This is a genomic window from Type-A symbiont of Plautia stali (genome assembly GCF_059731155.1).
Genome location: NZ_AP035891.1, coordinates 2112596 through 2136526, shown reverse-complemented (window position 1 = coordinate 2136526; position 23931 = coordinate 2112596). Strand labels below are relative to the sequence as shown.

General features: G+C 57.8%; 14 protein-coding genes and 12 pseudogenes. 12 read left to right on the top strand and 14 right to left on the bottom strand.

What is annotated here, in order from left to right:
• Window positions 1–153: 153 nt before the first annotated feature.
• Window positions 154–576: pseudogene (locus tag AC6I8M_RS11475) on the top strand (type 2 periplasmic-binding domain-containing protein); the annotation flags it as partial.
• Here the strand turns inward: AC6I8M_RS11475 and AC6I8M_RS11470 are convergent.
• Window positions 554–1083 (bottom strand): annotated as a pseudogene (locus tag AC6I8M_RS11470) (alpha/beta hydrolase); the annotation flags it as partial. The pseudogenes AC6I8M_RS11475 and AC6I8M_RS11470 sit on opposite strands and share 23 nt — an antisense overlap.
• Before the next feature lie 184 nt (window positions 1084–1267).
• Here AC6I8M_RS11470 and AC6I8M_RS11465 point away from each other — a divergent pair.
• The 3 genes and pseudogenes from AC6I8M_RS11465 to AC6I8M_RS11455 form a co-directional block, all read left to right on the top strand.
• Window positions 1268–2566: a hypothetical protein gene (locus AC6I8M_RS11465; protein ID WP_010615700.1), complete on the top strand. Its 1299-nt coding sequence runs from the start codon at window positions 1268–1270 to the stop codon at window positions 2564–2566.
• Window positions 2567–2996: 430 nt separating this feature from the next.
• Window positions 2997–3920, top strand: a pseudogene (locus AC6I8M_RS11460) (acyl-CoA dehydrogenase family protein); the annotation flags it as partial.
• Window positions 3914–4263: pseudogene (locus AC6I8M_RS11455) on the top strand (UV damage endonuclease UvsE); the annotation flags it as partial. The pseudogenes AC6I8M_RS11460 and AC6I8M_RS11455, both read left to right, overlap by 7 nt.
• Before the next feature lie 8 nt (window positions 4264–4271).
• On the opposite strand, the gene yfiB reads toward AC6I8M_RS11455, so the two are convergent.
• The 5 genes and pseudogenes from yfiB to AC6I8M_RS11430 all read right to left on the bottom strand — a co-directional run.
• Window positions 4272–4745, bottom strand: coding sequence for an outer membrane lipoprotein YfiB (gene yfiB, locus AC6I8M_RS11450; protein WP_010615704.1), 474 nt, complete (start codon window positions 4743–4745; stop codon window positions 4272–4274).
• Window positions 4742–5956 (bottom strand): diguanylate cyclase DgcN/YfiN, encoded by a 1215-nt coding sequence (gene dgcN / locus AC6I8M_RS11445; protein ID WP_022547270.1) that lies wholly within the window; start codon window positions 5954–5956, stop codon window positions 4742–4744. Before dgcN ends, yfiB begins: the two co-directional genes overlap by 4 nt.
• Window positions 5957–5966: 10 nt before the next feature.
• Window positions 5967–6521: pseudogene (gene yfiR / locus AC6I8M_RS11440) on the bottom strand (regulatory sequestration protein YfiR).
• A gap of 308 nt (window positions 6522–6829) precedes the next feature.
• Window positions 6830–8176: pseudogene (gene ascB / locus AC6I8M_RS11435) on the bottom strand (6-phospho-beta-glucosidase); the annotation flags it as partial.
• Window position 8177: 1 nt separating this feature from the next.
• Window positions 8178–9093: pseudogene (locus AC6I8M_RS11430) on the bottom strand (PTS transporter subunit EIIC); the annotation flags it as partial.
• Window positions 9094–9356: 263 nt separating this feature from the next.
• Between AC6I8M_RS11430 and AC6I8M_RS11425 the strand changes: the two are divergent.
• Window positions 9357–10229: a LacI family DNA-binding transcriptional regulator gene (locus tag AC6I8M_RS11425; RefSeq protein ID WP_010618185.1), complete on the top strand. Its 873-nt coding sequence runs from the start codon at window positions 9357–9359 to the stop codon at window positions 10227–10229.
• Window positions 10230–10231: 2 nt separating this feature from the next.
• On the opposite strand, the gene AC6I8M_RS11420 is transcribed toward AC6I8M_RS11425, so the two are convergent.
• Entirely contained in the window at window positions 10232–10906 is a 675-nt protein-coding gene (locus AC6I8M_RS11420; protein ID WP_010618184.1) for a GntR family transcriptional regulator, read from the bottom strand.
• Between the two features lie 63 nt (window positions 10907–10969).
• Between AC6I8M_RS11420 and AC6I8M_RS11415 the strand changes: the two are divergent.
• The 3 pseudogenes from AC6I8M_RS11415 to AC6I8M_RS11405 all read left to right on the top strand — a co-directional run.
• Window positions 10970–12029: pseudogene (locus AC6I8M_RS11415) on the top strand (amidase family protein); the annotation flags it as partial.
• Window positions 12030–12031: 2 nt separating this feature from the next.
• Window positions 12032–12658 (top strand): annotated as a pseudogene (locus AC6I8M_RS11410) (hypothetical protein); the annotation flags it as partial.
• A gap of 1 nt (window position 12659) precedes the next feature.
• Window positions 12660–13948: pseudogene (locus tag AC6I8M_RS11405) on the top strand (MFS transporter).
• 30 nt (window positions 13949–13978) lie between these two features.
• Here AC6I8M_RS11405 and AC6I8M_RS11400 read toward each other — a convergent pair.
• Genes AC6I8M_RS11400 through AC6I8M_RS11390 form a run of 3 tightly spaced genes read right to left on the bottom strand, consistent with a single transcriptional unit; the run spans window position 13979 to window position 16478 of the window.
• Window positions 13979–15493: an EAL domain-containing protein gene (locus tag AC6I8M_RS11400; protein ID WP_318285078.1), complete on the bottom strand. Its 1515-nt coding sequence runs from the start codon at window positions 15491–15493 to the stop codon at window positions 13979–13981.
• Window positions 15384–16202: a CHASE4 domain-containing protein gene (locus AC6I8M_RS11395; protein WP_498013810.1), complete on the bottom strand. Its 819-nt coding sequence runs from the start codon at window positions 16200–16202 to the stop codon at window positions 15384–15386. The genes AC6I8M_RS11400 and AC6I8M_RS11395 overlap by 110 nt, the downstream gene beginning before the upstream one ends.
• A 57-nt stretch (window positions 16203–16259) precedes the next feature.
• Window positions 16260–16478 carry a hypothetical protein gene (locus AC6I8M_RS11390; RefSeq protein ID WP_022547282.1) on the bottom strand — a complete coding sequence of 73 codons (219 nt, stop codon included), beginning with the start codon at window positions 16476–16478 and terminating at the stop codon, window positions 16260–16262.
• 450 nt (window positions 16479–16928) lie between these two features.
• Between AC6I8M_RS11390 and AC6I8M_RS11385 the strand changes: the two genes are divergently transcribed.
• Both AC6I8M_RS11385 and AC6I8M_RS11380 read left to right on the top strand, forming a co-directional pair.
• A complete protein-coding gene (locus AC6I8M_RS11385) occupies window positions 16929–17420 on the top strand; it encodes an acyltransferase family protein (RefSeq protein WP_498013385.1) in 492 nt (163 codons plus the stop codon).
• A 22-nt stretch (window positions 17421–17442) separates the two neighbouring features.
• A complete protein-coding gene (locus AC6I8M_RS11380; RefSeq protein ID WP_498013384.1) occupies window positions 17443–17694 on the top strand; it encodes a hypothetical protein in 252 nt (83 codons plus the stop codon).
• Here the strand turns inward: AC6I8M_RS11380 and AC6I8M_RS11375 are convergent.
• Window positions 17676–18962 (bottom strand): annotated as a pseudogene (locus tag AC6I8M_RS11375) (methyl-accepting chemotaxis protein). The gene AC6I8M_RS11380 and the pseudogene AC6I8M_RS11375 overlap by 19 nt on opposite strands.
• A 409-nt stretch (window positions 18963–19371) precedes the next feature.
• Between AC6I8M_RS11375 and AC6I8M_RS11370 the strand changes: the two are divergent.
• Window positions 19372–20427 carry an NAD(P)H-dependent flavin oxidoreductase gene (locus AC6I8M_RS11370; RefSeq protein WP_010618175.1) on the top strand — a complete coding sequence of 352 codons (1056 nt, stop codon included), beginning with the start codon at window positions 19372–19374 and terminating at the stop codon, window positions 20425–20427.
• 29 nt (window positions 20428–20456) lie between these two features.
• Here the strand turns inward: AC6I8M_RS11370 and AC6I8M_RS11365 are convergent, their stop codons facing one another.
• Entirely contained in the window at window positions 20457–20843 is a 387-nt protein-coding gene (locus AC6I8M_RS11365; protein ID WP_498013383.1) for an acyl-CoA thioesterase, read from the bottom strand.
• Between the two features lie 334 nt (window positions 20844–21177).
• Here AC6I8M_RS11365 and AC6I8M_RS11360 point away from each other — a divergent pair, with 334 nt between their 5' ends.
• Window positions 21178–22518, top strand: a complete 1341-nt coding sequence (locus AC6I8M_RS11360; RefSeq protein ID WP_498013382.1) for an MFS transporter — start codon at window positions 21178–21180, stop codon at window positions 22516–22518.
• A 123-nt stretch (window positions 22519–22641) separates the two neighbouring features.
• Here the strand turns inward: AC6I8M_RS11360 and AC6I8M_RS11355 are convergent, their stop codons facing one another.
• On the bottom strand, window positions 22642–22824 hold the full coding sequence (locus AC6I8M_RS11355; protein WP_022547287.1) for a hypothetical protein: 183 nt from the start codon (window positions 22822–22824) through the stop codon (window positions 22642–22644).
• Window positions 22825–22951: 127 nt separating this feature from the next.
• Window positions 22952–23924: pseudogene (locus AC6I8M_RS11350) on the bottom strand (MFS transporter).
• Window positions 23925–23931 lie beyond the last annotated feature (7 nt).

Here is a 23931-nt window from a genome sequence, read left to right as displayed (position 1 = left end):
TCTGCGATCACATTTGTTGCATTTTTGTGACACAGCCTTTCAATTGCGGACTACGCCATTTGACAGGCTATTTTCTGTTCATTACTAATTTGCACATACGTGCAAATAAAAACCTCTGTTAAGCACGGAACCCTGCCAACCAAGGAGAACATCATGCGCTACACCTTACTGGCCATCGCGCTGTCCCTCAGTTGCACCGCGCTGCCGTTTGCCGCGACGGCCGCTGGCAATCTCAATATAGTCTGCTCGGCGGACGTGGTGGTATGCGAACACATGACGCGCATTTTCAGCCAAGCACATCCGGATATTAAAGTCAGCATGGTGCGCCTGTCAGCGGGTGAAGCCTATGCCCGCCTGCGCAGCGAAGCGCGTAACCCACGCACCGACATCTGGTGGGCCGGTACCGGCGATCCGCATATGCAGGCGGCGGAAGAGGGGCTGACGCAGCCGTATAAATCGCCGCTGCTCGACCAGCAGCAGGACTGGGCGCAGAAACAGGCGGAAAACTCAGGTTACCGTACGGTGGGGATTTATGCCGGTGCGCTCGGCTGGGGCTATAACACCAAACTGCTGGCGCATGCTGCTGCGCATTGATCGGCAGATTCTTTTCGGCACGCGGCGCGATAGTCTGTTCCAGCAGCTGGCGGAATCCGGCACTGCCGCCGGCTGGCCGGCCACGACGATCCTGCACCTGCTGTGGCGGGGTGTAATCCAGCGTGCGCGCATCGAGATCGAACGGCAGCGGGTCTGATAGCCTACCGCCACCAGCACCGGCGGGTTGCCTGCTGCCAGCTTCTGCAACAGCGCTTCGCTGAGATGGTTCATCACCGCGTTGCCATCCAGCATATACAGCGCCGCGTAACCTGTGGCCGGTGCCGGTTTACGTGGTACCGCCGTCCACACCTTGTAGTGGCGCAGGCCGTCAGCGGAATCAAACGTGTTAACAGTGAAGCGATACCAGGCGGAGCCTTTGTCAGCAATATTGGGTCCGAGCGGCGTCATATCAGGCCGGGCGAAACCGACAGCCGGACTGAGCAGCAGGCTCAGCAGGGTGAACAGCGGAATGATAAGGCGATAAATCATGGCGCTTCCTTACTAGCTGGCGAGTCAATCACTTCCGTGTCACAGCGAAAGTGCCAGACAGATTAGTGATAATGATTATTAATTTCAACAACTATTTTGCACCGTCACGCACCGTGCGGAAGTGTAAAGATTTCGTCAGGATCGCCGATAACGTAGCGGTATAATACCAACGAGGATAGTCAGGATGATTAACGGTATCGGACCGGGCAGTTTCTCACAGCTCCATCTCAGCAGCGCCAGCGCACACGTGACCAGCAGCACGGCAAGCAATGCGACCCGGCAAAATAGTCTGACGGCAGACGCCTCGGCGAAAGTCACCTTTAGCGAAGCCTCCGACGCCATCTCTGCGGTGTACCAAATGACGCCGGCGCGCGTCACCGCCAGCACGCTGCTGAGCGCACTGACGCAGCAGCGTGACGATGTCACTATCAGCGTACCGGCCAGCGGCGGCGCGCAAACTGACACGCAGAGCGCGATGGCGCTGGATATTACCACTCAGTCCGGCGTGAGCCTCACTCTGCAGATGACGCGGCAGCAGGATGGCGTGGCGGTGGCGCTGAAAACCACTCACGGTAAGCTGAGCGATGACGAAGCTGCCGCAATCGCTAAACTTTCCGGCGCGCTGGAGAAAACCCTGAGCGGGCTGGATGACGGCAACGGTAAACTGGATGTCGGCGACCTGCTCAGTTTTGACAGCAACCAGCTAGCCAGCGTTGATCTGAAAACCGACCTGCGTCGCGGCGGCGAAGTTATGCAGTCGCTGAATCTGCATGCCTACCAGAGTTCGCGCTGGCTGGGTTTCCATAATGCCGACGCCAGTTTCAAACTGACGACGGACATGCGCAGCCTGGCGCAGGCCAGCAACGCCGGTCAGCAGCAGAGCGCCCTGGCACAGTGGAGCACGAAATTTGATCAGGCCGCTTCGCGCGGTCACGGCCATCGCGCGGCGCTGGCACTGTTTAAGCAGGGTTTCGAGACCTTAAATAGCACCAGCGCGGCGGCCGGCGTGGCGATGCGCACCCCGCAGGCGATCACCCTAGGCGCGCATGCGGCGCAGGCCGGTGCTATCAGCGGACTGGCAGATTTCTCGGCCAGCTATCACCAGACGGCACGCTCCAGCAATCCGCTGAAGCCGGAAGAGGAAGATACTTTCGCTCTGGATGTGGCGCAGCGCAGCAGCCAGCAGAAGAACGGCGATACTCAGCGCATGATGCAGGAAACCCTGTTTAAGCTGAACGCCAGTTTTCATACCGCGCTGAGCGCCAGTACGCCGCTGGCGCTCAATGAAACCAAAGCGTCACAAAACTATCACTACCACCAGATTCACGATGAAACGCGCAGCACCACTGAGGTGACGCAGGATGCGCAAGGCAATCTCACCGCCCGTTTCGCCCAGCAGCTGACGCAGCAGGAAACGGTGAAGACCTATCAGCTGGCGAAGCTGATCGACAGCAGCAGCACACCGCACAGTGAGAAGAGTTAATGGACGCGCCACTATTCCCCGGCGATGTATCTGGCGCAGGCGTAATAATGCGATGACGTAATGTCCACTTTATTGCGCCAGCCCATGGCGCAATAAAGTACGGTGACCGGGAAATGCGTGGTGCCATTACCCTGGCAAAAAACAATAATGTCATTTATAACTATCGATAGCCGAATTAATACTTAAGATAATTCGCCAGTGTCACTCAGCGTAATAACCTTGCATCTCCGCGCCCGCTAACGCCTTATTATCCCTGATAAATTCTTTATTCTCTTTCTGCATGCCGTTTGCCGGATATAGCATAACCGCGCTCTTTACCGCTGTTATATCCGCTGATTATCATCGCGCTCAATCTGTTATTAAGTTACGGCTCTCTGCCCTGGCAGAATGAGCCTGTGAATCACAGCAAAATAAAAAAGTGAATCCAGCGATGACGCAAATCAGGGCTCAACAACTTCAGCGCGCGGCGGTGATCACGTCTGACGCGGCGGCAATCGACGCCGCCCGCCATCTGGCGGAACAGGCGAAGGCCAGGGCAGCCGGACGCGATCAACAGCGCATCTATCCGCGTGAACTGCTCGAACAGTTCACCCAGCTGGGGCTGAGTAGTATCAGCGTGCCGCGCCAGTTCGGCGGCGGCGGTTTGTCGTTTGGTACCGTGGCGGAGGTGTTCCGCCTGATCTCCGCCAGTGATCCGTCGCTTGGCCAGATTCCGCAAAACCACTTCGGGCTGATCCAGTTCATCCTAGGTGAAGGCAGCGCGCAACAGCAGCAGCGCCTGCTCAGCCCGGTGGTACAGGGCCAGCGGCTCGGCAACGGCGGTCCGGAAAAGAACAGCAAACACACGCGCGATGTGCAGGCACAGCTGGTGTCAGGTCCGGAGGGGTTACGGCTCAGCGGTGAAAAGTTTTATTCCACCGGTGCACTGTTTGCCGACATTCTGGTAACCACAGCGCAGCAGGAGGGCCAGCCGGTGATGGCTTTCATTCCGCTGCCGGCGGTGGGGGTGGAGATTATCGATGACTGGTCGGGTATCGGTCAGCGCACGACTGCCAGCGGCACGGTGAAGCTCCAGCAGGTGGCGGTCGATGCCGGTTTGACCATCGCGCTACCGTCACCCGATAAGCCAAAGCTGCGCGGTGCCGTATCGCAGCTGATCCAGGCCGCGATTGACGCCGGGATCGCCCAGGGCGCGCTGGACGAGGCGCTGGCGTTTATTCACAGCAGCTCGCGTCCGTGGGTGGACGCGGGCGTGAGCCGCAACGCAGACGATCCTTACATTCTCGCCGATGTCGGGCGTATCAGCACCGAACTGAGCGCCGCCAACGCGCTGCTGGTGCGTGCGGCGCGCGTACGCTTTGTCCGGTGGTACTGGATATTCACCATCACTGGGTGAAAGAGAATCAGTTTATTCAGGCCAGCGATGCGCGCGTGGCGCTTATTCTGGAGTCGTGGCGCGGCGTGCGGCCGGTGCTGCACTATTCGATCGCCCAGGAAGGGTTGATCCCGGAGAACGGCTTTCCCGATCAGGAGCAACTCGCCGCCTCAAAGCCGAAGCTGCGCGCCCATTCTGCTACTATTTCAACCAGACGCTGAACGACTGGGCGCTGTCGTTTGATCGCTTCGACATCATGTGCGAAGTAAAAATGAAGAACCTCGCGCGCGATCGCCTGTATGACTATGCGCAGACGCGCTGAATGCCCGCTTACGGCGCCGTGATCACAATGGCGACGCGACGATTTTGCGCCCGGCCCTGCGCAGTGTTATTGCTGGCGACCGGCGCGCTCATGCCCAGCCCGCGCGTCACGATGTTTTGCCGTGGAATCGCCGCGCCGGTGGCCCACTGATCGGCCACCGCGTTGGCGCGTTTCAGCGACAGCTGCTGGTTGTAATCCGCTTTGCCGTAGTTATCGGTGTGGCAGTCAACGCGCAGATGTTCGATGCCGGTAGCGGCCAGGCTTTTCGCCATTTGCGCAATGCTGGCTTTGCTGGCGGGCGTCAGGTCAGATTCATTGATGCCAAACAGGATCTTATCGGACAGGCCCAGTCCCCAGCCTTCGGTGTTTTCGCTGAAGCCGGCGTCGCGCATCGCTTTAATCTGCGCGTCGCTAAAACGCCCGGTTGACTGACAGCCGACACAGGCCAGCACCATAACCAGCAAACATGATTTCAGTTTCATACGCGTACCTTACTCATTCCTTTGTTTTTATACATGTGCATATCAGCGCGCTCCAGAATCGACACCACCGAATCGCCATGCTGCGACCAGGCGTAGCCGATGGTCACCGATGTGGTGATCTGCGTGCCTTCCGAAATCACAATCGATTGCGCGATTGCGGTACGAATATCTTCCGTCAGCTGCTGCAGATCGGCCTCTGAGGTGCGGCTGGTGATCAGCATGGCAAACTCGTCACCGCCCAGCCGCGCCACCAGATCGTCCTGATACGCCAGCGCGCTAAGGCGCGCCGCGATGGCCTTCAGCACTTCATCACCGGCGGCATGGCCCCAGTTGTCGTTAATGCTCTTGAAGCGATCGCCGTCGAGAAACAGCAGCACAAAATTCTCATGTGCCAGCTGCTGATCCAGCAGCTGCGACAGGCGGCCAATAAACGCCGAACGATTGGCCAGTCCGGTTAACGGATCCTCCAGCGCTTTGGCCGCCAGTGAACGGTTATCCCGCAGCAGCGAGGCTTTTAGCGTCTGCATTTCACTCAGCAGCGAGTTCAGATCTTCAGAAAACAGCTGAAACTCTTTGGTCGGATTTTGCGGTACGCGCGTAGAGAAATCGCCAGAGCGAATCACGTAATGGATGGCGCTGGTGATATTGCGCAGCGAGCACAGAATACCGCGATGCTGAAATTCACTCAGCAGGCAGGAAATCACCAGCACGCACAGCATACCGATGGATAAAATCATCACCGAATAGCGAATAAAATCGGCCGCACCGCTGACGGTGCCGGCCAGCATTAAATGGCCGACCTGGGTTTCGGCGTGATTAATTTCCACCGCCAGCGGCTGCTGATAGATCCAGCGACGCAGTAGCGTTTCATACCAGCTGCTCTCTTGCTGGCGATCGTGCCAGTCCACCAGTACGGTATTGCCCGCCGTGACCAGCTTCGCGGAGGCAAACATCCCTTCATTGCTGAGCAGGGCTATTTTGTTGCGGGCATCATAGCTGTCTTCAAATACTGTCGCGGCGGTCAGGCTGGTGCTGAGTGTGGCGGCAATGAGTTCGAGGTTTCTTTTCTCATAGCGTTTAATAAACAGTAAAGACGTCGATGTCAGCTGCAGCCAGCACAGCAGTAATATCACGGCGGCATTGACGGTGCTGATACGACGCAACTTATTGCGAATCGATGATTTATCTTTTTTTATGGTATCAAACTTCATCTTATTTGCTTCATTTGCGGGACAGCAACAACACGTCCGGGCTCACTCTGACACCGCTGCGCGCCAGCGAGTCAAGGTTGACGGAAAATGCGGTGTGATCGCGGTTAAAGATCAGACAAAAGGCCGCGCCAACCGCACAGTTCGGGTTGTTTTCCGCGATGGACAGGACGGTTTTACCCTGTAGCATCGCCAGCAGTTCAGTTTACTGCTGCGGCGTCTGATCGCCGAAGTAAATGGCATCGCAGCGCTGGCGGGTGAGTTCGCTGGTCTGGTTAATCCACACCACGCTGAACGGCGTCGGGCCCTGAGGCTGCGCAAGGTGCTGTGCTGAAGCGAATACGCACAGTTGTGGCGGCTGTGTTAACTGTGGCCAGTGGCTAAAACTGATGATGCCGCTGACGATGCGGTTAACCTGATCGTCACGCTGAACCGCACTGTTTGCCGCCTGAGCAGCAGGAAAACAGAGGAGATAAATGAGAGAAAATATGGGAAGAAATGCGCGTAAGCCATGCAATAAATAGAGCAGCTGGCTGGCGCCCTTCACCTTTAATTGTAGTTGTAACATAGCGCTATCTCTGAACAGCAACCGGGAAATAGTACCATCGCGCTGTACAAAAGAGTATCGCCGTACAGGCGCTGATACCGCGATCAGGCAGGGTAGAATAAATTCGTCAGGACCGGATTTAAATAGAGAGTTAAAAGGGTAATGAATAAAAACTCAGCAGAATAAGCGTAATAAGGCTGACTTCTGCCGGATATTACCGCAGCGGCGCGATTTTTCACAAAATGATTTGCCCGGCGACGCCGGATATTCCCTTTGTGGCGCAATGGCCCTGAATTGATCGATCATTCAGCGCCATTCACCGCATTTTTTTAATTAAAATCCAAATCCCGGCCATTGCTGGCAATGACCCGCTGATTCCACCAGAAGGATTTTTTGCGCAGCCGGTTGAGCGTGCCGTTGCCATGGTCGTCGTGATCGACATAGATAAATCCGTAGCGTTTACTCATTTCACCGGTCGACGCCGCGACCAGATCGATGCAGCCCCAGGTGGTATAGCCCATGACCGGCACGCCGTCAGCAATCGCTTCCCCCATGGCGCGAATGTGCTGTTGCAGGTAGCTGATGCGGTAATCGTCTTCAATTTCCCCGCTGGCATTGATTTCATCGTGCGCGCCGAGACCGTTTTCCACCAGAAACAGCGGCTTCTGATAGCGGTCGTACATCATATTCATGGTGATGCGCAGGCCAAGGGGATCAATACCCCAACCCCAGGCGCTGCGCGCCAGATGCGGATTGGTCAGCGACTTCACCACGTTGGCGGCGCTGCTGTTCTGTTCATTCATCTCTGCCGACACGCAGCATGAGGCGTAATAGCTGAAGGAGATGAAATCGACGGTGTGGCGCAGCAGTTCGCTATCGCCCTCCGCCATGACAATCTCCACGCCTTTCTCGCGGAATACCCGTGCGGCATAAGCGGGATAAGCGCCGCGCGCCTGGACATCGATAAAGAATAAGTTCTCGCGATCTTTCTGTAACGCGGCCCAGACATCTTCCGGCTTGCAGCACCACGGATAAAAGTTGCCGCCGGCCAGCATGCAGCCAATCTGATTCTGCGGATTGATCTCATGGGCGATTTTGGTTACCAGCGCGCTGGCGACCAGTTCATGATGCGCTGCCTGATATTTCACCTGTTCGTGATGCTCATCCGGCGCGAACACCAGACCGGCACCGGAGAACGGGCTGTGCAGCAGGATGTTGATCTCATTGAAGGTCAGCCAGTATTTCACCAGACCATCGAACGCTTCGAAGCAGGTACGGGCGTAGCGGGCGAAGAAATCGATAATTTTGCGGTTGCGCCACGAGCCGTATTCGGTGACCAGATGCATCGGCACATCGAAATGACACAGCGTGACCAGCGGTTCGATACCGTATTTGCGGCACTCTTCAAATACGCTGCGATAGAAGGCAATGCCTGCCGCGTTCGGCATCAGCTCATCGCCGTTGGGATAAATGCGGCTCCAGGCGATGGAGGTGCGAAACACCGTGAAGCCCATCTCCGCCATCAGGGCGATATCTTCTTTATAGCGGTGATAAAAATCGATGGCGTCGTGGCTCGGGTAGAACTCATCGTCGCGCAGCGTATAGCGCGGCTCCAGCCCCAGCTTGACCGCCATGCGGTGCTCGCCGTGTGGAATCATGTCCACCGTGGTTAAGCCGCATGCCGGTCATCACCAGCAGCGGCCACAGACCGCCCATGATCGCCACCGACAGCCAGCCGAGATAACCGTGAATGGTGTACACCAGCGCCGAGATGCCGCTACCGATCCAGATACCAAGCGGACCAATAAAGACGATGGCGATGGGGGCAGCAATCAGCATCGGCTTGAGGAAGTTTTTGGTTACCGCCGGGGTAAAGCGATCGAACCAGTATTCGATGTGCGACAGAATCCACGTCATCACCAGCGCGTGGATCACCGTGTAGGTGTATTTCACGGCGGTGACCGGCACCGAGGCAAATTCCACCACCTGACCCTGCGCCGCTTTGGCCATCAGGTCGATAAAATTGGGATGCACCAGCACGCCGGCAATGGCAATCGCCAGCGACATGTTGGTTTTAAATTTCAGCGCCGCCGAAGCCGCCACCATCACCGGCAGGAATGAAGAAGGCGCCGTCACCAATCACATTCAGGATGATCAGCGTCGACAAGCCTTTGGTCAGCACGCCGCTCATCTCCAGCATCATCGCCAGCAGTTTCACCATTGATCCGCCAATGATCGCCGGGATCAGCGGCGACATGGTGCAGACCAGCGCATCGAGAATGCCCACGCCGATGCTGCGCAGCGTGATTTTCCGTTTCACCGGCGCGCTGCCGCTGTTGCCCGGCGTGCCGAGTTTTACCACTTCCTGATAGGCGAGATTGACGTTATTGCCAATGATCACCTGACACTGGCTGTCGGTGTGCACTACGCCCATCACGCCGGGAATGGCTTTCAGCGTGGCGTTGTCGACGCGCGCGCTGTCTTTCACCACGAAGCGCAGGCGTGTCATGCAGTGGGTAACGGCTTCAATATTCTCTAATCCGCCGAGCGAGGCCACGATGGCTCGCGCGGCGTCAGCGTAGTTGGTCGCCATGAATGTTTGTCTCTGATTGTAGGGTAGATGAAACGTCGGTTTCGTCTGGCAGTTATGTGTTCATGAGAAACCGGTTTCACAAAATCATGAACAGACGCTTTCATTAGGGCAAGAAAAATCAATCTTCTCGTTTAAATTTTGTGATGTTGTTCGGATGGCGTGTGGCGGGATCTTCACTCGTAGGAGCAGGGCGGCAAGAAAATTCTCCGTCTTATTCATCGCTTAGGTACACTGAGGCGATGAGCAGCGAAGCAGAGTGAAGCATGGCAATCATACTTGAGGTGGCAAAAAAAGCCGGCGTGTCAAAAGCGACGGTGTCGCGCGTGTTGTCCGGCAACGGCTACGTCAGCCAGGAGAAGCGCGAACGGGTGTACCAGGCAATTGCCGAGACCAGCTTCCGGCCGAATTTGCTGGCGCGCAATCTGGCGACTAAATCCAGCCAGATCATCGGCCTCGTGATCACCAACACGCTGTATACCGGCAGCTATTTCAGCGAAATGATGCAGCATTCGGCGCGCATTCTTGAGCAGCAGGGCCGTCAGCTACTGCTGGTGGACAGCAAGCACAGTGCCGAAGAGGAGCGCGCGGCAATTCAGTTTCTGCTCGATCTGCGCTGCGATGGCGTGATCATCTATCCGCGTTTTCTCACCATTGATGAGATGGACAGCATTATTGCCCAGCACCGCCATCCGATTCTGGTGATCAACCGGCGGCTGCGTCAGCACGACAGTTACTGCATCTACTCCGATCAGCAGCGCACCAGCGCCGAGGCGGTGGCGCAGCTGATTGCGCTCGGCCATCGCGATATCGCCTTTATCACCGGATCGCTTGACTCGCCGACCGGGCGCGAGCGGCTGGCAGGTTATCACGCGGCACTGGCGCAGCATCAGCTGGCGGCGCATAACATTCGCGTGCTGCAGCAGGTGGCGGTGCTGGGTTTCGACGATATTCCCCTGGCTCCCTATACCATTCCGGCGCTGGCCAGCGTGCGCATGCCGGTGACCGGCATGATCGAGGAAACCATTGAACGCCTGGTGTCGATGCTCGACGGCGGCGAAATGCGCAATCGTAAAACCTTTGCCGGCGAACTGATTCTGCGTGAATCCGTCGGTCCCGGCCCGTTTTACCTTGGCTGAAATCAGGCGTTCAGCAGCGCCTGCTTGAACGAATAGATGTGCACGCGCGCGGCGTCTTCTGCCCGTGTTACGTCACCCTGCGCCAGCGCCTCAATGATCGCGTCATGCTCGGCAATCACCTCCTGCATGTGCTGCGCGCTCGACAGAGTGGTTGCCCAGAAGCGCTGCGCTTGGGCGTGAATGATGCTGAGAATATCTGACAGACGATCGTTGCCCGCGATGTCAGCCAGCACCTGATGAAACTCGCGGTCCAGCAGCATTATCTGCTCACGATCGCGCGCCACGCTGGCGGCGGCGATGCGCTGATTCAGCGCCTGTAGCTGGGCAATCTGCGCCGGATTCACGCGCTGCGTCGCCAGCCGCAGGCACAGCGCTTCATTTACTAGCCGCACTTCAATCAGCTCCAGCGCATCGTCAATCGACAGCGGTGCCACCATCACGCCTTTACGCGGGATAATCTGTAGTAACCCTTCGGTCGCCAGCCGGTGTACCGCTTGGTTAACCGGCGTGCGGCCCATTGCCAGATCCTCCATCACCTGCGCGGTATTGAGATATTCACCCGGCTTATAGCGCAGCGTAATCAGGCGATGCCTGAACGCCAGATAGGCCTGTTCATTCAATGAAACGCTTTTTTGTCCGGCTTGTGACTTCACATTTTCAGCAACTGAATCACTCATCGCGCAGATCCTTATTGGGGTACTGAGACATCTTACACAAAAACCTGGCACGAAAATGGCTATATTGAAATTTCAGTGAAATTTCACACGCAGTTTGATGTGGCGGACGAACCCACCTGCGCCGGCTCACGCGTGCTGGCGGATGCGCCGCCCGCCGCGCGCGACGCGCATATCGTCCAGTAGCTGAAACAGGCCGGTGCTGCTATCGTCGGCAAAACCAACATGACCGAGTTCGCTTTTTCCGGGCTCGGTATCAATCCGCACTACGGCACGCCGGCTAATCCGTGGCAGCGCGGCGAAAAACGCATTCCCGGCGGTTCTTCATCCGGCGCTGTGCGGGCTGACCGGCTTCAAACCCAGCGCCAGCCGCATCAATCAGGCCGGCACGCTACCGCTATCGGCGGCACTCGACAGTATTGGCGTAATTGCCCATGACGTGCGCAGCTGCTGGCTGCTCGACAGCGTCATCGCCGATCAGCCTTTGCAGCTGGCAGAGCTTGATATCGCGCGGGCGCACTTTGCTATTCCACAGACCCGGGTGCTGGACGGGCTGGATCTCGCGGTCAGCCAGGCCTGGCACCACGCGCTGGCACAGCTGCGCGCGCAGGGTGCCACGCTCACCGAGCTGCCGCTGCCTGAACTGGCGGAACTGGAAACCATTAACGCCCGTGGCGGCATCACCGCCTGGGAAGCCTGGCAGTGGCATCAGTCGCTGCTGCAGTCGCACGCGGCGGGTTATGACCCGCAGGTGCGGATGCGCATTGAGCGCGGCGCGTTGCTGAATGAGGCCGACGCACAACTGTTGTATCAGCAGCGCGCCGACTGGCGGCAGCGGGTGGAGCAGGCGGTGGCACCTTTCGATGGCTTGCTGCTGTCCACCGTGCCGCTGATTGCGCCGACCATCGCCGAACTCGACGACCCGGAGCGCTATTGCCAGGTCAACCTGCTGATGCTGCGCAACACCAGCGTGATCAACATGCTGGACGGCTGCGCCATCTCCCTGCCTTGTCATCAGTCCGGCAGTGCGCCGGTGGGTCTGATGCTGGCCGCCACACATGGCCACGATGCCGCGCTGCTCAGCTGGGCGCTGGCGCTTGAATCCATCCTGCAACGGAGTCTCTGAAAATGACACATCCCCACGGCATGCTGTTTGTCGCCACCAACGTCGCCGCTGAAGATGAAGCCGATTTTAATCAATGGTATGACCATGAACATGTCGCCGAGCGCGTAGCCATTGACGGCTTTCTCAGCGGCACGCGCTATCAGGCGCTGGATGCTGAACGCAAATATCTCGGACTGTATGAAACCCGCTCGCTGGAAACCTTTACCAGCGCCGATTACTACGCCGCCTTCACGCGCCAGACGCCGTGGTCGGTAAAGAACCTAGAGCGGATGATCACGCCAGTGCACCGCGTCTGCGCCATCACCCAGCAGCACGGTCAGGGCAGTGGCAGCCACCTTGCGGTGCTGACGCTATAGGCTGGCATTGAAACTGCAATACTCAACGCCTGGCAGCAGCAGGTTGCCATGGTGCCGGGCTATATCGCCTCACGCTTACTCACGCCGGACACCACGCTGAGCACGCCGTTGCCACAGGAAGATCGGGCGCAGCGCGCCATGCAGTCGATGCTGCTGCTCAGCTATTCGTGCGCCGATGCCTGCCAGACACTGGCGGCCGCCGCGGCACAGGTGCTCAATGCCCGCGCTGAATTTTATGCGCTTAGCTGGCAGCTCACTAAACAGGAGATGGCTCATGGCGAATACTTATTCTACTCTGCGGCACGCCGCGCGTGCCGCAGCAGGGAAAACTCACACTGGCCGTCTTGCAGCGGCCAGCTCCATCGGCACCGCGCTGGAGTGGTACGACTTTACCGTTTACAACATCATGGCGGCGCTGGTGTTTAACCATGTGTTTTTCCCCAGCTTCGATCCGCTGGTTGGCACCATTCTGGCGTTTTCAACTTACGCGGTGGGTTATGTGTCGCGTCCGGTGGGCGGTTTTATCTTTGGCCATCTAGGGGATGTCGCCGGGCGCAAGGCGGTATTGGTCACCACGCTGGTGTGATCATGGGATGCTGCCCGGTTATGCGCTGTGGGGCATCTGGAGCCCCATTCTGCTGGTGGCGCTGCGCTTCGTGCAGGGCATCGCGCTGGGCGGCGAATGGGCTGGTGCGGTGTTGCTCTCCATGGAGCACGGCGAAGCCAGTAAGCGCGGGCGTAACGCCTCGTTCGCCCAGGTCGGGCCTTCCTGCGGCACGCTGATTGGCACTGGCTTTATCACTTTAGTGACGTTGTCACTCAGCGGCGAGCAGTTTCAGGAGTGGGGCTGGCGCATCCCGTTCCTGCTCAGTCTGCTGCTGGTGATGTTCGGGCTGTGGCTGCGGCGCGGCGTGGAAGAAACCCCGACTTTCGTGGCGATGCAGCAGGCGGAGAAAACCAGCCACACGCCGCTGAAAGAGGTGTTCCTGCGCTATCCACGTGAACTGCTGATCGCCGGTGGCTCGCGCATCGGCTCCGACGTCCTGTACGCGCTGGTGGTGGTGTTCACCCTGACATACGTCACCACCGTGCTGCCGCGTCCGCTGGCGCTGATGGCGACGATGGTCGGCGCGATTGGCAACGCGTTGACGGTGCCGCTGTTTGGCGCGCTGTCCGACCGCCTCGGCCGCCGTCCGGCGTACATCGCCGGCTCGCTACTTGCTATCGTCTGGTCGTTTGTGTTTTTTGTCCTGCTGGACAGCACCCAGCCGTGGCTGATTGTGCTGGCGGTGGTGATTGGCCTGCTGATTCACGCCATTGATGTACGGTCCGCAGGCGGCGTTTGTTACCGAGCCGTTCCCGAGTCACGTGCGCTATGCCGGTTCGTCACTGGCTTATACGCTGGCCGGCATCATCGGCGGCGGTTTTGCCCCGCTGATCATTACCTCACTGTACAAAGAGCTGGGCAGCACGCTGTGGGTGTCTCTGTATGTGTCGCTGGCGCTGGCGATCACCCTGTTTGCCTTATGGAAAGCCAAAGAAACCGCGCACCGGTCGCTGTAATCACCTCTGGCGAAGGATCGCCACCTTTTATCAAATATTCATGTGCAGTGCTGGTTCACTCTGCGGCGGCTCGGTTGAGATTTGCGGCAGCGGCAGCGGTCGTCCGATGTAGTAACCCTGAATGGCATCGCACGCCAGCTCCTGCAGCTGCGACATCTGCACTGGTGTTTCCACGCCTTCTGCGGTTACCGACAGTGAATAGGCTTTGCCGAGTCCAATCATGTTTTCCACCACCTGGCGCGCCTGGGGCGAATCGGCCAGCGGAAAAATAAAGGACTTATCGATTTTAATCCCGTCGAACGGGAAGGCGCGCAGGTAGCACAGCGACGCATAGCCCGTGCCAAAATCATCAATCAGAAATCTCACCCCCAGCGCTTTCACCGCCTGCATCACCGCCAGGGTTTTGTCCGGATCGCTCAGCAGCGCGTTTTCCGTGACTTCAATTTCCAGCCGCTGGCTCGGCAGACCGCTGAGCTGCAGCACCCGGGTGATGCGTTCGGCTAAGGCGCTATCCTGCAATTCGCTGGCGGAAATATTCACTGAAACCGCCATTTCCGGCCGGTAACGGGCGATATCCTCGCAGGCATTGAGCAGCACCCAGTCGCTCAGCTCGCTGATCAGGCCGGTCTCTTCGGCCAACGGAATAAACTGATCGGGCATCAGTAAGCCCAGCCGCAGCTGGTTCTCTTGCAGCGCTTCGCGCAGCTCATGCTCCATTTCGCGCCGCTGCACAATTTTCTCTTCCATGCCACGGTCGAAAAATATCCACTGGTTGCGGCCGCTGTTTTTCGCTTTATACAGGGCGATGTCGGCGAAGCGCAGCAAATCGCTGGCGTTGTCGGCATCCTGTTGTGCCAGCGCGATCCCCAGACTGCCGCCGATGTGGATGTCGTTGTTGTACACCGGGAACGGCAGATTGAGCTGGGCGATGAGCTGCTGGCACAGCGCGTCGACCTGCTCGCGGCTGCCCGCCTCCGGCAGAATCACCACAAACTCATCGCCGCCGAGCCGCGCCACCAGGCCGTTGCCGTTGAGCGTGCGCCGGATACGATCTGATACCGCATGCAGCACCTGATCGCCCGCCGCATGACCGTAGAAATCATTGACCGGTTTAAATTTATCCAGGTCGATCATAATCATCGCCGGCAGCGGCAGGCTCAGCTGACCAGTGAGGAATTCGCGCATCTGCACGCGGTTGGCCAGTCCGGTCAGTTCATCGAAGTGCGACAGATAGTGTGCGCGCGCCTGCGCTTCAACTTCCAGCGTCACGTCGCTGGCGCTGCCGCGAAAGCCGCTGACGCCGTGCGCCAGGCTGACGCGCTTGAGGGTCAGATTGCAGTAGCGCGGCTGATGCTGGGCGGAGAGATAGCGGCAGCCGTTCAGCGTGAGCTGACCGCCCGAGTCAGCCAGCTGCAAAAGCCGGGCGCGCTGGTGCTCATCGCACAGCAGGAAATCCAGTAGCGTGCGCTGCAGCCACTCCTCGCTGGTAAACCCGGCTTCCCACCGGGAAGCGGCCGGAAACCCAGCTGAAGCGCAGCTGGTCATCCATCTCCCAAATCCAGTCGGTGGTAATTTCGGCGATATCACGGAAGCGGCGTTCGCTGGTGCTGAGTGCCCGCTGGCTTTGCGCCAGCAGCAGAGTATTTTCATCATTGAGCTGCGCTTTACGCAGCGCGTTGCGCATCAGCATGATGGCGCCATACAGCGTGAACAGCATGGCGATCACCAGCAGCGGCAGCAGGGCGGTCAGCAATTTACTGCCGGGGTTGCTGCTGGTCCAGCGCAGCGTGGTGTCATGGCCGTCGGCGGCGAGGCGCAGGCTTTCCGCCACTGGCGCGCGGGGTGCACCGAATTCCACCCGCAGCGCGTTGATGCCGTACTCGTGCCCCAGCTGCTGTAATTTTTGCGGCGTCAGGCGATCGGCAAAGATCATCAAGGATGGCGGACCGGGCATCAGCGGCACGCTGTTATCGCCACCGGTAGTGATCCATGCGGCGCACAGCAGCACCAGCTGCTGATTTACCACCACAAAGCGTGACAGCGCCTTACCGTCATTGTGCTGTAACTGCTGACGCAGCGCGGGCAGTTGCTGGCGACCGAGCCAGCCGGTGAAATCGCGTTGCTGCAGCTGACCCTCCATCACGCTGTAAACCGTATCGCCGCGCGGCGCGATGACAAACACGCCCTCGTAGGCAAAGGTCTGGAACAGCGACTCACCCAGATTCTGCCGCGTCCACGCCCAGTCAGTATTCAGCGTGCGGTGCAGGTTTTGATAGGCTTCGCCCCATTCTGCATTATCGGAGAGGTGAAACTACATCACTTCCTGACGCGTCTGCAACGCCTTCTCCAGCAGCAGGCGGTTTTGCCGCGCCTCCTGCTGGTTGAGATCGCTGGCGATAAAGCACAGCGTCACCAACGCCACCATAAAGGAGAGAAAAATCAGCAGCACCATCAGCAGCATCGGCTGGCGCATCAGTCCGCGCATCCGACCGCCGGTCGGGAAATCCATCAGTGAACGTTTCGCCATCATAGACTTATCACAAACCAGTAAAATGACATTTCATAAGTACGTTATGAGTATCGGCATGACTGCGCCGAACCTGGGCGAAAAAGTAAAAAAAGCGTGAGCGGAGCGGCAAAAATAGATTGCATATTCGGCCAAGTGCCCGACTATGCCGTGGCGCAATCAGATCTGCATAAGGTCTGTTAATAAAAGGCCCTGCCGCTGCGTTTGCGCCAGTGCAATACGGCGAATGCCGGTATACTTTTCCCGTTGCGCTAACAGCTTAGTGTTTATTTCATGATGATGACGATAAATATATTACAGCCATAATTTATCAGGGCGTGATTTAACGTTCAGGATGAAGAGAGTTTCATATTTAATTGACGACGCGCTATCTAGGAATATTCTGGTTGAGTGTAAATCTTTGTCAGTGTTAATTTGATGAAACTCATCTGCTCCTCTTTCCAGAGGCCACTTATGCAACCACGTATCACGCATCTTGATGGCATGCGCGGATTAGCGATCCTGCTGGTGATTGCTTATCACGCCTATGCCCGCTGGCCCGAACTGTTGCCGTATGCCGCCACTACCCAGCATATTCCGCTGCTGGCATTTGGCTGGGTTGGCGTGCAGTTGTTTTTTATGATCTCCGGCTTTGTCATATTTATGACGCTGGATAAATCGTCCGGCTACCTCAGCTTTCTCAAAAAACGCTGGCTGCGCCTGTTTCCGGCAATGCTGATAGCCAGTCTGCTGCTGTACGTTGCCGGCGGCTTTTTTCCGGAGTGGTCGCTGATGACACCGGAAAGCAGCAACCTGCTGCCCGGCCTGATATTTATCAATCCTGAGACGCTGACGCAACTTACCGGAATTGAATTCCGCTTCATGGCCGAATCGTTCTGGTCTCTCTATGTTGAAGCGCTGTTTTTATCTGATTATTGGCGCGGTTTATTTTACCTTCGGACGTAAATATTGTCTGCCGGCGCTGATTGTGCCGATGTTATTACTTTCCGCCTCATCGGTATTGAAATCACTCGGCCATCCGTTATTAATCGATGTGAATTCAAAATTCGGTTTTATTCACTATGCTTGGTTTATGGTCGGCTGTCTGGTTTATGAACGTCTGCACAGGCGCGATAAACTTTATCATTACGCGCTGACCGTGCTGGCCTTGCTGATTAATTTTAGCTACTCGCGCGGGAGCCAGCGCTCCCGCGTAAGCTGTCACACATCCAGCCGGTGAATGACATTTACAAACTCGTGCACGCCGCTGTTGATTTCCCGCAGGCTGCGCGACAGCACGCTGATCTTCTCCTGTTCGGTCACCACAAATTGCCTGACCTCATCCAGTTGCTGATACATCTGCTGGATCAGGTCGGCATTTTGCTCCACGACCCGGGAAATCTGTTTGGTGGCGCTGGCGGTCGAGGCCGTCAGGCGGCGCACTTCACCTGCCACCACGCTAAAGCCACGTCCGGCCTAGCCCGCGCGTGCGGATTCGATGGCGGCATTCAGCGCCAGAATGTTGGTCTGCGAGGCAATCAGGTTGATGGTTTCCACCACGTCGCTGATGCTCCTGGCCGAGGCGGTGAGCTGCGCGCCAATTTCGGCGGCGGCATTCACTTGCTGCGCTACCAGTCCGGAGTTGCGCACCGTTTCATCCAGCACTTCATTGGCGTTATCGGTAATTTGTGAGGTCTGCTCAGAGGTGGTCAGCGCGATATCCGCCACGCGCTTCGCCGCCTCGACGCGCGCGGTGATATCCGAGGCGATCTTAATCACTTTGTAGACCTTACCGTTGCCGTCAAATACCGGGTTGTAGCTCGCCTCCAGCCAGATGCGCTCGCCGCTGGCGGTCTTACGCTCAAAGCGACCGACAAAATGCTGACTGTTGCCGATTTTACGCCAGAAGTCCGGATTCTCGCGGTAGAAATTGTCGAAGCAGAACAGGCGATGATGCTGGCCGGTGATGGCTGGCAGGGTATAGCCCATGTGGGTGAGGAAGTTGGCGTTGGCGGTAATGATGTGACCGTCCGGCGTGAATTCAATCACCGCCATCGAACGGTCCAGCGCCGTTATCACCGCCTCTTTATGTTCCAGCTCCTGATGGCGCGCGGTGATGTCGCTCGCGACCTTGATCACTTTGTACACTTTGCCGCGCTCATCGCTCACCGGAAAATAGGTCGCGCTGAGCCAGAAGCGCTGATGCTGCTTGTTGAAACGCTCAAAAATTCCGTTCACCGATTCGCCGGCGGCCAGCGTTTGCCAGAAGGCGTAATAGTCGGAAGACTGGCTGTAGGCAGGGCTGCAGAAAATCCGGTGATGCTGTCCCTGAATTTCATGCAGCTGATAGCCGGTGACCTGCAAAAATTGCGCATTGGCGCTGAGGATTTCACCGGCCGGTGAAAACTCAATCCACGCAACATGCTGCTTTATCGCTTCAATATCCTTAGCAATGTCGCCACTTTTGGCAAATGGCAGAGAAAGGCTCGATTTTTTCCCCCCGAACATGAGAGACCTCAGGCGCTTGGTATGCTGTTGAACGAAATGCAGGCGCAGATGCGCGCGTGCTAACGCATTCGGCGCGTCCAGTGGACGGCACCGCATGATTTCCCCGGTTGTCCATTACAGCCGTGCCACAGGCGCAGGCTGCTGTCTCGCTACGCACCGATGTGCGCAGGTGAGGTGTGTAATGGTGTTACCTGCCTGATGTTGTTACAGCGCAAGCTGAAAGCTGATTTTGCTATGCAACTTTGATTATCGACCGTGGCATTAAAAATGTGAGAAAAAGTGATCAACGCAGCGCGTGCGGGTGAGAAAAGTGCCCAGCAGACTTGTTAAAAGATGCATGTTAAATGTATGTTAATGCCTCGAGACGTGACGCAATCAACGCCCGGTTACGGGTTGGAGAAAAACCACCATGACGACCGCGCTGTGCCAGCTGTTAAAACTGCAGTATCCGCTGATTCAGGCACCGATGGCCGGTGTCGCCACGCCGCAGCTGGCCGCAGCGGTATCTAATGCTGGGGCGCTGGGATCGATTAGCGTTGGCGCGGCGACGCCGCAGCAGGCGGCAGAAATGATTGCCCACACCCAGGCTCTGACGCGTGGCCCGATCAACGTCAACGTATTTTGTCACGCGCCGGCAAGGCGGGATGCCGCGCGCGAGGCGGCGTGGATCAGCCGGTTCAGTCCGCAGTTTGCGCAGTACCAGACGGCGCTGCCGCCAGCGCTAACGGAGATTTATCAAAGCTTTTTGCACAATGAAGCGATGCTAACGGTGCTGGAGCAGGCGCGGCCGGCGGCGGTCAGTTTCCATTTCGGCATTCCTGATGCCAGGGCCATCGCCCGGCTAAAGCAACGTGACATTGTAACGCTGGCGACGGCTACCAGTCCGCAGGAAGCGCGGGCAATTGCACGCAGCGGTATCGATATCATTGTGGCGCAGGGTTATGAAGCCGGTGGCCATCGCGGCCATTTTGATTCAGGCGCGCCAGACCAGCAGCTTTCGACCGTTGCGCTGGTGCAGGCGATTCGTCAGCACACCGCGCTGCCGGTGGTGGCAGCGGGCGGTGTGATGGACGGTGCCGGCATCGCGACGATGATGAAACTGGGTGCCAGCGGTGTACAGCTCGGTACGGCGTTTGTGCTATGTCCGGAGTCGGCGGCCAGTGCGGCCTATCGTCGCGCACTGCTGGCGGCTGGCGAGCGTGGCACGGTAATGACGGCGGCGATCTCCGGGCGTCAGGCGCGCTGCGTGCGCAACGCATTTTGTGAATTGTGCCATGACGTAAAGCCGGAGGAGATTCCCGACTATCCGCTGACCTATGCGCTGGGAAAAGCCCTGGCGGCGGCAGCGGCGCACGGCGAGGACGGCTTCGGTGCGCAGTGGGCGGGTCAGGGCGTGGCGCGGGTGCGCGGGCTGCCGGCGGCACAGCTGGTGGACACGCTGGTTGCAGAGTGGCAGCAGGCATAAAGCAGGCTGCTGCCACGTATTATGTAACGTTACAGACCGAGCGCGCGCGTTACCGCTTCCGGCATTGACGGCCGCCCATTGGCGAGGCAGGTGGCGACAAACGTGGCCTCGGCATACACCACGCCGCCGACCTTGATTTGCTGCACGAAGTTAACGCGATTGCGCTTCTCGTTCTGCTCCAGTGCGCAAGTGACTTCCACCTTGTCGCCTTTCACCAGGCTCTTGCGGAAGCGCAGCGTGTACTCCAGCACCATGTAAATCTTGCCCTGACTGAACTCTTCTTCAATGTCGATACCCAGCGCCTCACGCATGTAAGCGTGGCGCGTCCACTCCATGTAAAACGGGTAGTACAGCCCGTCGACCATGCCCTGGAAATCGATATGGCTTTCATCTACGTCATAGTGCTTTGCGAACATTTTTGCATCCTGATAAGCGCGTTATGCGGTGAGGCAATGGGTATACCGCAGATGACGCAGCGGGTAAACGGCAAGATGTTGCAAAGTAATTCCACTGTCGCTTGGCGGAATGAATGCTGGTATTTTCCAGAGCTGCAGCAGAAACTGACAGCTGCATCACATATCCATAATCAACTGGCTACCTTTTTGTGACAAATCACGCAGCCCGGACACATTTTTCTGCGCAGGGTCGCGCGGCCAAACATAATAGTTTTACTATGTACACGCATATTGTACAGAATAATACAACAACACTGACCGATTTGCGTTAAGCCATGACTCTGTGAGGAACCCTATGTCTGACAAGATAACCCGCGCGGCCGCTGTGCCCGATATTGAGCAGCAGACCGTAAAACGCGTCATCTGGCGCATTCTGCCGTTCCTGCTCGTCTGCTATCTGATCGCCATTATCGATCGCGGCAACATCGGCATGGCGTCCCTGCAAATGAATGAAGATCTCGGGCTGAGCAAAGCGGTGTTTGGCCTGGCAAGCAGCCTGTTTTTTGTTGGCTATTTTCTGTTTGAGGTGCCAAGCAACCTCGCGATGCAGAAGATTGGCGCCAAAATCTGGATTTCGCGCATCATGGTGACCTGGGGCATTGTCTCGGTATGCACCGCGTTCGTCAGCAGTGCGGAAATGCTGTACGTGCTGCGCTTTCTGCTGGGTGCCGCCGAAGCCGGCTTCTTTCCCGGCGTGATTCTTTATCTGACTTACTGGATTCCGGCGAAATACCGCGCGCGTGTGATTGCGACCTTCATGGTAGCGATCCCGGCAGCCAACTTTATTGGCTCGCCGATCTCGGGCGCAATCCTGACGATGGACGGCTGGTTCGGCCTGCGCGGCTGGCACTGGCTGTTTATCATCGAAGGGTTCCCGGCGATTGTGCTGGGCGTGCTGGCTTTCTTCCTGCTCAGCAACCGTCCGGAAAATGCCGACTGGCTGACCAGCGAACAGCGCAACTGGCTGAGCGGCAAACTGGCTGAAGAGAATGCACAGCGTAAAGCGATTGGTCATATCACGCTGTGGCAGCTGCTGCGCCACAAGCATATCTGGGTGATGGCGCTGATTTACGCCGGCGCGTCGGCAGCGGGTTCGACGCTGAGCGTCTGGTCACCGCAGCTGCTGAAATCATTTGGCCTGGATAACTTCACCACCGGTTTGATGAATGCGATCCCGTACGGTCTGGCATCCATTCTGATGATTGTCTGGGGCCGCAGCTCTGACCGCAGCGGTGAGCGTCGCTGGCACACCGCGCTGACGCTGTTCCTGATTGCCGGTGGACTGCTGGCGACCTTCCTGACCGATACGCTGGCGGGCAGCGTGGTGATTCTGTCACTGGTGCTGATTGGTGCCTACTCGATAAAAGGGCCGTTCTGGGCGCTGGCCTCGGGCTGGATGTCCTCTACCACCGCAGCTGCCGGTCTGGCTGCTATCGGCGCGATGGCCAACCTGATTGGTGGCGGGCTGATGGTTAACGTTTACGGCATCATCAATGAGAAAACCGGCAGTCATGCGATGGCGATGATTCCTCTGGCGCTGCTGTGCGCGGCGGGCGGGATTGCGGTATTGCTGATGGGACGCAGCAAAAAGCTGCACGTTGAAGCGGAACAGCCGGTGGCCAGCACCGGGAAATAATCTCATGAGCCTGTGCCAGGGAGGGTACGCATCAGGCTCATCACTTCTGCCGTTATCCTGTTTTCATCCTTTATAACATCCGTTTCCCGATGCGCCTCAGGCACACCGGGAAACGCGGCGTTATTATCTCTTCTCAGCGCTGCGCTGGCGCCACGGATCTTTCACCATGGCGACCGCCAGTGCGCCAATCATCAGGACTGCTGCCACCGCCAGCAGCGCCCACATAAAGCCGCCGGTAGACTGACGCACATAGCCGATCAGTGACGGGCCGAAGAAGCCGCCGAGATTACCAATCGAGACAATCATGGCTAAGCCGCCTGCCGCGGCATTGCCGGTCAAAAAGCCGGAAGGCAGCGCCCAAACGAGGCCTGAAACGCCAGAATACCGCTGACGGTGCAGCACAGCGCCAGCATTTTGATCACCGGCGCATCGCTCAGCGCGCCCACAACAGCATGCTCACGGCACCGCAGACATAGGACAGCGCGGCAAGAAAGCCGGTTGCCGTATGGCTCACGCCGAGCTGTTTGATGATCTGCGGCATCCACAGTCCCACGCCGATCGATCCGACAATGCCGCAAAAGTTAATAAACGCCAGCAGATACAGCAGCGGATTGCGCAGCGCGTCGCGCATCTGGGAACCGTGCGTTGCCGCGATTTGCTGCTGCTCATTGGCCAGTCGGCGGCTCAGCAACTGCTGTTCACGCGGCGCCAGCCAGCGCGCTTTCTCCGGCCGGTCGCTCAGCAAAAACAGGCACATGACGCCGAGGATCACCGCCGGTAAGCCTTCAATCAACAGCAGCCACTGCCAGTTACGGATATGCTCATGGCCGGTGATCTGCATCAGCGCGCCGGAAATCGGTGAGCCGATGATATTGGCCACCCGAATGCCGACTAGGAACGCGGCGGTGATTCTGGCGCGCCAGCTGCCAAGGAACCAGTAGGTAGAACAGATAGATGCCGGGGGTAAAGTCGGCCTCTGCTACGCCGAGACAGAAGCGCGCAATGGCAAAGCTGACGGGGCCGCTGATGAACGCGGTCGCCATCGAAATCAATCCCCACGAAATCATGATGCGCGCGATCCAGATGCGCGCACCCACTTTTTGCATGATCAGGTTGCTGGGAATTTCAAACAGGAAATAGCCGATAAAAAACATGCCTGCGCCGAAGCCAAACTGTTCGGCGGTGATGCCGAGATCGGCGTTCATGCCCAGCGCGGCAAAGCTGACGTTGGTGCGGTCAAGGTAGCTGACCACGTAACAAATAAAGATAAACGGCAGAATGCGACGAAAGGCTTTGGCAGCCGCCTGCTCACTGTCCTGGAAATCCTGTTCGCTGAGCGTTTCATGGCGGGGTGGCACTGCAGCCGGTTGAGCCGGCGCAGGGCTGGATGTTGAGTGCAGGGTCATAGTAATC